The following is a 10987-nucleotide window of genomic DNA, read 5'->3' on the forward strand; positions in this document are numbered from 1 at the left end:
AATAAAGGCCTTGCTGCCACAGACAACAAGGCCATTTTTAGCCATACAACGTGGCGGTTACATGGCTAAGTCATCGAGTTAAAGTGATGGTAAATTGCGTAATTCAATTAACATGCACTGATTGCGATAACGTGGGATTGGGTTAGCTTCTGCTGCCATACGGTTATAAACCGCTACGTCTTTTTCAAACGCATTGGCTGATGATGCTAGAACCATAGTTGGAACTGCCACAGTACCTACGAATGGTGCTTTGGCTGGTGTGGTTGCACGTGGCACCATTAACGCATAGCCGCCTTGTGTTAATTCATCTTCGTTAAACACGCCCATAGAGGCTGGCACGTAATAAACGTTTGCACCGGTGTTTAACTGGCCAATACGGTAGATTGAGTATTGATCGCCGTACTGTTCGCCGGTTGGGGTGTATTCGTCACGACTCATAGCTTCAAAGAACGCTGCACCACGATCAGATACGTATAAGTCATACTGACCAATAGCTGTATTGGTGATTGTTGATAGCGCGGTACGAGCCTTGCCTAAAACGACACGGACGTTTGAGTAAAGATCAGTCAATGTGGTGTGAGTCACGCCAGCAATATCAGCGTCAAACACTTTAACGTGCTGCTCTTGGTTGGCTAGACACTGGTTAACTGCACCACGTAATAAGCGGCCGTTTTGCTCAAAGTTGTACTTGTTGATAAAGATCATTTGAGCTGCTGCATACCAGTTAATACCTAGCTCATTTTGTAGCTGGGTGATCGCGTCGATGGTAGCGGTAGAGCGAGCGCGGCTTGGGTAAGCGTAAACGCCATAGTAGTTAAACGCCATGTCATGACTTGGTGCGCGTAAGATATAGTCGCCTTTCTCGTCTTTACGCTCATAGTCAAAGATTAATTCAACTTCTACTTCGTCTGCACCTGGAGCAGCGCCGTCGGTAGTATCAAAAGCAACTTCAACTGTGTGGCTATCAAGATCTGCAACTGCCGACTTAACGATAAAGGTATCTGCACCTAAAGTAATAGGATCAAGTGGCTGTAACGTGCTCTTGCCGCCAAAAGTTGGGTGACTGCGATGATTGTCGTTAGCAACTTCAACGCCGCGAACTTTAATGCTTACACGCCCGCCTACAAATGGGGCTTTGATAGAGTCTTTATCTACAACAAACTTAGTTGTTTTGTTGTCGCGGATCTCTTTAGTGTAGGCTACGTGTGATTCAAGGGTGAATTTACCCTCGCCTGCATCTTCCATAACCAATAGGTGACGATTATCGAAGTATGGTAGGCCGGCTTTATCACCGTCGATAAGCTCACCACGACGCATAACGCCCATATCCATGCCAGCTGTGCCTTCACCAGCAACGATTGGCACTTCGTTTGAGCCAGTTGGGTTTGGTAGCATTGAGATTAACGGCAAGCTGTTTGCAATACCCATGGTAATAACAACCTGAACGGCTGCTGGTACTACTGATAAAGCCTCGTGATGACTAAATGATAGGCTGTCAAATGATGGGTCGTTATCATCGCCGCGATGTGCATTTTCGGTAAATGCGGTAGCAGCTGATAAAGCCGACTGTACAACTTCTACTGGTGGCATGTCGCCGCCATTGCGACGCTGATACTCTGCAATACCATCACGTAAGCCGTCAAATACCGCTTGCTTGCCAGCTGTAGTAGCTGCAATGTTTTGAGCTTCTAACAGTTTTTGCAATGACTCAGGAATTGCCTGTAATCCCATTTCACGATCATGCGAGTTAGCAGCGATCATTGAGTCAAATTGTGCAACGTCAGATTGTTTGGTGTCGAACTTAGCAAACTCACGCATAAACTGGCGTGTTTTGGTAAGCTCATTAGAAACAACGGATAAATGTTGTTTGGCTTGTTCTTTATTCATAAGGCACTTCCTATCGTCATTGAAAAAAATTGAACATATCCGATAGGCTTATATTAAGACTGCTATACACCCCCTTTTTAGGGTTGTTCCAATCGCAAAAAACCGCCATTTCAGGCGGTTAATTGGTGTTGCTGGCAGGCTTACATCAAGAAAGTCAAAAAAAACACCAGTGCAAGATTGATTGCGTCTAAAACCTTACTTGTATGGTATTTCAATATCCTCAATTTCACTTTCATTGAACGCATCTAAATATTCCAGGTCAAATCTTTGGTTTAGCAGGTATCTATGGCCATGGCTCACCAATAGCGAATTACCGACCACGCCAACACATTCATGGTACTCTTTATGGTTGTTAAGTAAGAAGCAAAACAAATCGCCTTTTTTGGGGGTCCAGTCTGGTTTCATGCGAATACGGTCATCACCCTCTAAGTCAATGTCGTAAGGCTCAATCAATACCATTGAGCTAAACTGCTCTGGGGTGATAAACATGCCGCTATCGTGCATAGGGCCGCCTAAGCTGTCTAGTAGCACTACCATAGCGTGCCCTAATGGCTCATAGTCTATTGAGTGTTGATCGCTGTCGCTGTCACTTACTGCACCAAGGCCAGCCCATGACAAGTCTGAACGCTCATAATAATCATCATCACTCACTGTTAGCACTTTACGCCTAAATACAAACGTCGGAATCGTTGATTGATTGCGTAAAGTTATGATACGCGTACTTAGTGCCTGGCCGTCTGTAACTAGCTTATTTTCAATTTTAAGCGTCATCGCTTGCCCCATTTCTTCTCAAAGTCTTGAATATCTGCTTGGTATAGCTGCTTATATCTGTCCGGTATGCCTTTTTGCTTTAATTGGCTTTGTGCGTACTTATAACTGCTTAACTCCGCCTTTGTTGGCTCATGTGGACGTGCCTTGGCTTGCCGTTTTTGCTCAGTGCGTACTTTCTGCTCAGCCTGTTTGACGGCTTGCTTAATCACCTTCGACCAATGTAAGCGACCATTCCAGTTATTAAGAGCCTCGGTTTGCTTGCCAGCCTCTCGTTTGACCTGCTGGCTTGTGCGTCTATGCGGCTTGACCTGGTTTTCAGCCATAGCTATATCAGCCCTGGCATAGTCTCTTACCTGGCTTAGCATCATACCGCTGGTTAAGTGCTTCATTACTCGCAAAGCGTGTTTGCAAGCCACCCCAGTTAAATTAGGGTTGCGTGTTGATGGATATCTGTTTTCATCAATACCATAGTTGTACTTGCCAACTGTAGCTATATAGCGATACCAGTATTGATGACGGCCACAATCACAATCAAATCTTACCTTGCCGTGTAATATGCTGTTTCTTACCTCGGTCAAACTAGGCGGCTTAGTCCTTAGCAGCAACTCGGGGTAGTTTAGCAACTGCACTGTCACCTTGTGATTGGCAACCTTGCTTTCTGGCCCTGAATTGGTTAAGAAAAACAAGGTATTGCCTTGCCGCTTGTAAACCATAGCCATGTATATTTGCTTGTTAGCGCGCTGTATATCCACGGGCCTTGAGTTATTGATCACATCTTGAGGCGTGATACCACCAGCAAACTTTTTAGCCGCCTTCTTGACGTTTGCTAAGTATGCGTCTAATACGCTTGCATCTAGCACCTGCATCAAGCTTTGGTTGCGCCTAGTATTGCCTAGCGTAAACTCCAACAACTCACTAGCTGATATGCCAGCTAAGCTTTTAGCGCTTGCTACCAAGCCTTCTAATTGCTGGCTAGTTAACCTTTCACCGCCTTTAATGTCTCTTATCGTATCTTTTAAATACTGATTATGACGGCTGGCAAACTTGCCCTGCTCGCTGGCTTGCCTAGCTGTATCAATGCGCCAGCGCCTAAGCTCTTCAAGGCTCATATTATTTACGAGCCTATCTTGCCTGCTTACCGGGTTGTCCTGGTTTTGGGGACTGTTATCATTAAACCAGTCCGTATCTAGGCTATCCATTTACGCCTCTTTTAAATACTTGCGCTTAATTGCAATTAAATCCCTAGCGGTTGGCAAAAAGATGATCTCTCTTGGTAGTGGCTCGCCAATCCGATTAGTGCCAGCGCACACCATTACCACATCTGCATAACTACGATTTTTATACGCCCTAAAAGCAATTAGCGTGGGGTCGTGAATTTCATCATTACCCACTTGCCAAGCTATTAACCTATCGGTGCGGCCACGTCGATAAAGCAAATCAACGTGGTCGCGTATCGCATTGTGATAAATATTTAATATGTTCTCAATCATAACTAAGCTGTTCTCAACCAGTAGGCAACAACAACAGAAGGCTGTACGTTATTGTGCGGCTTATCACCACCAACAGCGCCCAAAAACTGGTCACTGACAAAACCTAATCTGCCTCCGCTTGCACCATCGATAGCCGTATTACCCCTTGAGTCGTTATCAACTGCCTGTATATTGTGTTTGTGGTTTGGCATTTCTTCAACGGTCAGCTTGTGGTCATACTCACCAAACTCTGTTTTTAGCTTCTTAGTCCATGCAGGATCGGCCGCCTTGGTTGACATACCAACAAGCGTCTTACCTTCTGCGAACCTAGCCCATGTGCCATAACCCAAAGCTGTATTAACTTCTGCGCTGCTCTTGTAATCATTGGTCGTCACATACACAGAACCAATTGGCATTTCAGTAACCTTGCCTTGAGCTGCTGTTAGCTGCTTCTGCAATTCCTCAATCTGTTTCTTCATGCCAGCCAGGTCTTTATCTTGCAAATACTGAGGATGCGGGTCGGTTGAGTCGGCATGGGTAGATAAGTCTGTTTTCTTAGCGTATTGAGGGTGCGGATCAGCTGCACTTGTATGAGCTGATAAGTCTGTTTTCTTGGCATACTGCGCATGCGGATCAGCTGCTTTCACATGGCTATCAAGATCAGTAGATACTTTGTTGATATCCTTGCCATGCTGAGCGATTGTGCCAGTATTTGTGTCCACTAGCTTTTTGAGTGCATCGTACTGCTTAACGTGTGCATCGTGCTCTGTTTTAAGCGTGTACTGCGGGTGTGGATTTGGCGCCTTTAGATGTTCTGCCAGGTTGTTAGATGCACTATTGATATTCTCGCCAAGCTTGTCCACCTTTTTATCAAGCTGGGCCAGCTTATCAGCCTTAACGTATTGAGGGTGGGGGTCTGGTGCTGCTAAGTGATCTTCAATCATCTTAATAACAATAGCGCTATCAGGATCGGTAGTGACTGTGATATTACTAACATCCAGGTCACTTAAAGACATGCCAAAACTACCGACAAATGTAACGTTTGCATAAACGGTAAATAATGGCTCGGTACTGGCTGCAATTGCAAAAAGCTTATTATCGCTGGTTAGCAATCCCACTTCGTAGATATCCCTTGACATGACGCTATTCAAGGTCACACTGAATCGTAAAGACTTGCTCTCCTTCTCAATACCGCTTGTTACGATATCGGATCGCATAGCTTCTGCCTTGATACGCGTCTCTCTGCCGTTTGGTACGTATTTTGACGTGCCAGCAACAAACGTCTTTAAAGACAAGCTTATACCTTGCTTTTGAGCGTCTAACCACCGCTAAACGCCCTTCATCGGTTATCTTAAATATAATTGGGTTTGGTTTATTCGCCATGGTTTACGCAATCCTTAAAGTTTTGGTATTGCATAAGTTTAACTACCTGGGCTGGCAGGTGTGCCATGTGTTCCATTTGCAAGCTTAAATATCAAGCAAAGAGTCAGCCGCCTCATTGAGCAAATCCCACTCGCTATCCTCTGTACTACCGGTGCTGATATCTTCATAACTTTCAACTGGGGCATAGTTGATGTTTTCCATAAAGCCAAACGCCAAGGTATCTGCGATATCGGGCGACTTAATGCCTTTTTTGAGCATGTCTTTTTTGCTCATCATGCACCAACGGGCCTTCTCATCAAAATAGTATGGCAGGCGTGTTATTTGCTCTTCTAGGTTGGTCATTACCTGGTACATTTTTTTGACTTTCTCGCTAATGCTAAAGCGTCCTTTCTCTACCGCTTTAGCCATAGTCACATAAGCATGACTGCGTTTATTCATGTAGTAGCGTTTAAGCGTGTTATTGAAACAAGCTGAACCCCAATGCACTTCATCAAAATATACCCCGTCAGCTTTTACCGACTGCGTTAAGCCCATACCAGCGCCTAGCGGGTCAATAACCAATGTCGCGCCTGGGTAATCACTCATTACATCATTAATTTTGGCTTTAAGCGTATTGATATTAGCTCTATTACTAAACAGCGGTATATCAAGTAAATGTACGTGCCTCTCAATACGGCCTTTAACCATCTTATCTACAACTTGTAAAACCGATATAACGCTACTATCTCGGCCTACGTCGCCCCCAACGTCAACCGTTACGATAATGCCCCATTTATCGCCTTCTTCAATCACACAAGGCTGCTGCTTCATGTTTGAGTAGTCAGTCCTTGTTAGCAGATATTCGCCTTTCAACTCTGGGAACTTACCCCTAATACGGATTAGATAGCCTGCACTATCTCTACTGCCATATTGATATAGGGCTTCTACTAGCTTGTCCTTACTAACGATCGGTGACATTTCACCGTTGAACTCAAGGGCAATCCATTTACCGCCATTATGGTGGCTTAACTTATGGTGCGTATCGTAGAAGAAGCCGGTATTTTTAGCTGGCTGGCTAGTCAATACAGCGCGGTTGTTTTCATGGGTTAATGCACCAATAGCAACTTCCATAACCGCATCATCGATACCACAAGCTTCATCGGCCCACACCATGTAGTGATCGCCGTGTTGACCTGCTATGTTAGTTGGTTGATGTTTTGGGGCTGTCTTAGCAAACACAAACCAGGTGTCTTTAAAGCCCTTGATATAGATTTTTTCTGCTAGTACGACAACATAGTCGGCCAGCCAGCCTAGCGCCTTGTTATTGCGTAGGCGCTGCAAACAAATATTGATTTCCTTCCATACAACGGTTCTAAGTTGCCCGATTTGAGGTGCGGTGAACAGCATCACCGATTCAGGGTAAAATAAAAGGTGCCATAAGGCGATAATGCCGGCTGAGCGCGATTTGCCTGTATTATGAAGTACCGTAAAATCCCCACCTAGGAACTGGCTATTACCATCTAGCACAAAGCCGTAGTAATCACCTAGTCCTAGAGGCTCTACCGATTTGATGCCAAAATTTAGATTGCGTCTTTGATGCGGCCTGTTAGGTCTTTTCTTTCTTTCAACTCTAACTGGTATGGCATCTATGTTGCGACCAATAGTGACTCTAAAATAATCACCAACAACCCCATTATTGCCACATTTTTTCTTAACTTTTTTAATGGTTGCATGGCACCCAATTGAACGAGCCAGCCTATAAACCTGATAAGATAGATTTTCATCTTTTTGCGCAAAGTCATACCCACAACCATCTAAACTGCCGTCTGTATCTATTAATCCGGCCAATAGCTCACGCCGGCTATCAATATCTGCATAAAGATAGCAATCTGGTATGTGTTTGTTCTTTATTAGGTTTAATTTTTTGAGTGCGTGATAAAAATGATTAATATGCTTATTAGAGGCGCTAAGCTTGGCAATGCCATAATTCTGTGCTTTGCTATCCTCGTTAAACTTATGCTTTGTAAACTTGCAGCCAATTAGCGGAGCATAATCACGCCATGACTTTATGATCTCACTATCCATTGATGTGATAGTTGGTCCGTTGCTATGACCATCGCCTAGCCAAGTTCCAAGAATGTAAGGATCAATAGGCAGGCTGGTATGGCCTCTCTCATAACTTTCTACTTTGCTGCGATATACTGCGTGGCATCTTTTCTTATCTTCACCCCATTCAAGCCACTCTCTAACCGTGACAGTAATCTTGTCACCAGTCTTACGCCTACCTTTAGAGTTAGTAGCAACCAAACACAAGATATGACTCTCGTTAAATACATGGCTAGACCCGTCTGAGTAGTTAAACCTATACAGATTTTCTTGACCGCGCTTTAACTCAAGTACATTCCTAACGCTGTTGCCATCATCGCCCATGAGCTTATCGCCAACCTGTATATCTTGTACCTTCTTCACCTCACCTGTGGATAGCATTATCGGTGTATCAATCCCAAAGCAACCATGACCAGAGGCAACACTTGTGCGGCTGCCAGGCACGACTATAGACTTGAACAATAATTCTTGTTGCCATGTTACCGCTTGCCCGGCTTGTACAGTCATGTCTAATGCTTCGACGGCAAAGCGCGTGATATCATAGCGATACCTGTCACATACCTCACGCCACTCAGGCAGTAGCATTAAATCATCTAACATTTTTAGCCCTTAATACTAAATACTAAATACTAAACGGCATTAAACCATAGTCGCTTTCCTTGTCATTTGAGCTATCATCAAGCGTTATCGGTGCTGTTGCCATAAGATAGCCGCCATGCACCTTTCTTGCAGCCCAGATAGCCAATAAAACAGCCATATGGCCATTAGTAATACCCATAGAGTCAAAATCCAGTACTTGCCCTCGCTCGTCCATTTTTCGCAACTGAATAACATCTTTTGGCTCGTATCGTCTTAATGCGTCCTCAATGCCAACTAGGCCTGATCGCTGAGCCTCGTTATAAACGGCCATAACCTCCTTCATCTGCTCTGACTCGTTAAAGCTCATATCCCAATAATCAAAGATCATTGGGGTGTCAGTAACTACAACGGTACTATCGCTCGGTACTGGCTGCTCTTTCCAGCTGGCTTGTTTCTTAATAACTACCCTACCTGACGTGGGCAATACTACGCCAAGCACTCGTACAGCCTCGCCAGCATAAGCAGCTGCCCTTGCGTCAATAACGACTGGTTTAACCTGATCATTCATCGTCGGTAGCCTCATTTTTAGCCACTTTGGTTTCAGTTATTACACCCGTATCAGGGTCAATAGCAACTCTGATTTCATGGTCTATATCCTCATCATCAACATTGGCTTCAACAACCAGGCTATTAAGCTTCTCATAGCTATCTCGGCTACCTTCGATTGGTTTGACACCCGGGTTTGGCACTCTTGGACTGTTAGTGGCTGGTCCATCCGGATTTTCAGGGTCAAGCGGTATGGTTGGCTTCTCTGGGTCATATTCAGGGTTAGGCCGTGTTGGCAAGCTCTCGTATGGCTCACCCATATCGGTTACATCATCCCACTCGCCGCCCAAGCCAACAAACTCAGGGATAGCACCAACAATCGTACAATCAACAGTGGCAATAAATAGGTTTTTAAGGTCAGTTGTTGCACTATCAGGGTAAAGACTATTTTCTAATACCCTAAAATTCCAATCATCTTTAATTGGCTTACCCTCAAGAACCCCAACATCATAAGACACTGGGAATGTTCTTTTTTCCTCATGCTTCCAAAAGTTTGCAAACTGCCTGGCAATATCCGACGCGCTATGGGGATCTGGGCTAAAAAAAGCTATCTGACAACGATAAGCTACGGGCACCGATCGCATTTGTACGACTCGCTTTAGTGGGTCTTGAGGTAGAACCACGTTTACCCAATACGGTAGGCCGCCAACCTGATCATACTCAGGCGGCGTTTCAATCGGGCTAATGGCCGTCATAAGCACTGGCAAATAAACGGACGAACCAGACTCTTTTTTATAACCTGCGTTCTTTGCGTTATCAGTCTCTTGTATTGCTTTTAGCATGCCTTCTACATCATCAACCATAGAAGTCCTGGCCACAACAATAGCCGCTTCTAGCCTGCGTCGCTTCCAGTCGTAAACGCCTTGAGTTGTTGGCATGCACCATTGCCTAAAATCCCTTAACTTCATGGCCCAAGCTATCTGCAAACACTCAAGCGGTGATAGTAGTCGTTTAGTTTTGCTCATTGCTCAATCCTTAATTAAAGGCCGCGAAATCTATCGACAATGCTAATACGTTCCTGTTTACCTTCTGACTTTCCAGCCACCTTTTCTAGCTCACTTATGCGTAAATCTGCGTCTGACGTGCTACCAATATGAAAGCTATCCCATTGGGCCTTAATCTCGTTAAACGGCTTAGAAGGGCAAATTAGGCTATCAAAAAGCTCTAATTCTCGCTGCTTCTTGCGTTCTAATACTTTTTGACGGCGCATTTCTGCACTAATTAAAGCGTCCTGGGCCGCCAGTGCTTCACGTTGATAATGACTTACTAATGACTCTGAATGTAGGGCCGTTTGCATTGAGTCGTATTGAGCAATGATGATGCGCTCTAAGGCCTCTTTTAAAACAAGCTGATCTTGTGGTAGTTCTACCAGGCTATCAAAGCACGCCTCACCTTCGGTATAAGCGCCATTCAAGATACTGTCAAACATGCCGTCGCCTTTATTTGTGGCATAGTTTGGTGTTCTCACATAGTCAAAGCCATGAAAGCCAGTAACTTCATAATAACCGTCTGGCTTGCGTCTGCGATTAATAGCGCTGCTAAACCCGCCAGCTTTATTCGCGTATAAGCGTGCGGCAAATTGGCCGTCATCTGTATCTAAAAACTCATGCTGGGTTACGACGTTGCCGTCATCGTCAGCTTCAAGTCGAATTGTGCGTAAGGCTGGCTGGATTTTAATAATACGGCCCGTCTTTTCGTCTACCCATTGGTCGGGTGGGTACATGCCAAAACGTGCTCGTATCACATGGCCGTTAAAGCCAAATAAATCACCACTACTGACAAGCTCTTGAACCTCTGGTGAATTAATCTTTTTAACCATTGAGCTGATATCTAAGTCTGATCTATCCTGGCCATTGTATTTACGACCACGGTCCCCCAGGTTGTATGTAATAACTTTAGTTTTCTTAGCCATGAAAAAAACCCCTCAAAAAAGGCATAGAATATTTAATATATGCCTTAGTTTAAGGGGTTAAGCTGTTTTGCCTTTGGGGTGTTCCTTTAGGCAAAAAAAAGGCCGCCAGGGAACGGGGCGGCCAAAAATACAGGATCAACAGAAGTAACACGTCATCGTAAAAACTGGGGGCTTCATGGTCAATGGCATACCGCTAAAACCCCCACTGCCTTCACTGCAAACACATCAAGAATCAAAGTAGGGAGTTATCACCTTGATGATGGGGTTATTATATCGGTTAACCTAAAAACTTCAA

At 44.6% G+C, this 10987-nt stretch carries 9 protein-coding genes; all 9 read right to left on the reverse strand.

Going from position 1 to position 10987, the window contains the following annotated elements; translation table 11 throughout:
• Nucleotides 1-78 precede the first annotated feature (78 nt).
• The 9 genes from JMX92_RS07305 to JMX92_RS07355 all read right to left on the reverse strand — a co-directional run bounded on the left by JMX92_RS07305 (nt 79) and on the right by JMX92_RS07355 (nt 10692).
• Nucleotides 79-1887 carry a hypothetical protein gene (locus tag JMX92_RS07305; protein ID WP_201544831.1) on the reverse strand — a complete coding sequence of 603 codons (1809 nt, stop codon included), beginning with the start codon at nt 1885-1887 and terminating at the stop codon, nt 79-81.
• A 195-nt stretch (nt 1888-2082) separates the two neighbouring features.
• Nucleotides 2083-2547: a hypothetical protein gene (locus tag JMX92_RS07310; RefSeq protein ID WP_227675308.1), complete on the reverse strand. Its 465-nt coding sequence runs from the start codon at nt 2545-2547 to the stop codon at nt 2083-2085.
• A gap of 107 nt (nt 2548-2654) precedes the next feature.
• Complete coding sequence (locus JMX92_RS07315) at nt 2655-3767, reverse strand: hypothetical protein (protein WP_227675309.1); 1113 nt, start codon at nt 3765-3767, stop codon at nt 2655-2657.
• A 90-nt stretch (nt 3768-3857) separates the two neighbouring features.
• Nucleotides 3858-4148 (reverse strand): hypothetical protein, encoded by a 291-nt coding sequence (locus tag JMX92_RS07320; RefSeq protein ID WP_201544836.1) that lies wholly within the window; start codon nt 4146-4148, stop codon nt 3858-3860.
• Between the two features lie 2 nt (nt 4149-4150).
• Nucleotides 4151-5422: a phage baseplate protein gene (locus tag JMX92_RS07325; RefSeq protein ID WP_227675310.1), complete on the reverse strand. Its 1272-nt coding sequence runs from the start codon at nt 5420-5422 to the stop codon at nt 4151-4153.
• 172 nt (nt 5423-5594) lie between these two features.
• Nucleotides 5595-8195, reverse strand: coding sequence for a Hint domain-containing homing endonuclease (locus JMX92_RS13520; RefSeq protein ID WP_227675311.1), 2601 nt, complete (start codon nt 8193-8195; stop codon nt 5595-5597).
• Between the two features lie 22 nt (nt 8196-8217).
• Nucleotides 8218-8742, reverse strand: a complete 525-nt coding sequence (locus tag JMX92_RS07345; protein WP_201544838.1) for a hypothetical protein — start codon at nt 8740-8742, stop codon at nt 8218-8220.
• Nucleotides 8735-9658: a hypothetical protein gene (locus tag JMX92_RS07350; protein WP_227675312.1), complete on the reverse strand. Its 924-nt coding sequence runs from the start codon at nt 9656-9658 to the stop codon at nt 8735-8737. Before JMX92_RS07350 ends, JMX92_RS07345 begins: the two co-directional genes overlap by 8 nt.
• 101 nt (nt 9659-9759) lie before the next feature.
• Nucleotides 9760-10692 (reverse strand): hypothetical protein, encoded by a 933-nt coding sequence (locus JMX92_RS07355; RefSeq protein WP_201544842.1) that lies wholly within the window; start codon nt 10690-10692, stop codon nt 9760-9762.
• Nucleotides 10693-10987 lie beyond the last annotated feature (295 nt).

It is taken from the genome of Psychrobacter sp. H7-1, assembly GCF_904846585.1.
Taxonomy (GTDB): Bacteria; Pseudomonadota; Gammaproteobacteria; order Pseudomonadales; family Moraxellaceae; genus Psychrobacter; species Psychrobacter raelei.

Bases quoted from the DNA above. Each gene is read 5' to 3' on its own strand.
- JMX92_RS07305 (WP_201544831.1), bottom strand. From the start codon at position 1,887: ATGAATAAAGAACAAGCCAAACAACATTTATCCGTTGTTTCTAATGAG.
- JMX92_RS07315 (WP_227675309.1), bottom strand. From the start codon at position 3,767: ATGAGCCTTGAAGAGCTTAGGCGCTGGCGCATTGATACAGCTAGGCAA.
- JMX92_RS07350 (WP_227675312.1), bottom strand. From the start codon at position 9,658: ATGCCAACAACTCAAGGCGTTTACGACTGGAAGCGACGCAGGCTAGAA.
- JMX92_RS07320 (WP_201544836.1), bottom strand. From the start codon at position 4,148: ATGATTGAGAACATATTAAATATTTATCACAATGCGATACGCGACCAC.
- JMX92_RS07355 (WP_201544842.1), bottom strand. From the start codon at position 10,692: ATGGCTAAGAAAACTAAAGTTATTACATACAACCTGGGGGACCGTGGT.
- JMX92_RS13520 (WP_227675311.1), bottom strand. From the start codon at position 8,195: ATGTTAGATGATTTAATGCTACTGCCTGAGTGGCGTGAGGTATGTGAC.
- JMX92_RS07345 (WP_201544838.1), bottom strand. From the start codon at position 8,742: ATGAATGATCAGGTTAAACCAGTCGTTATTGACGCAAGGGCAGCTGCT.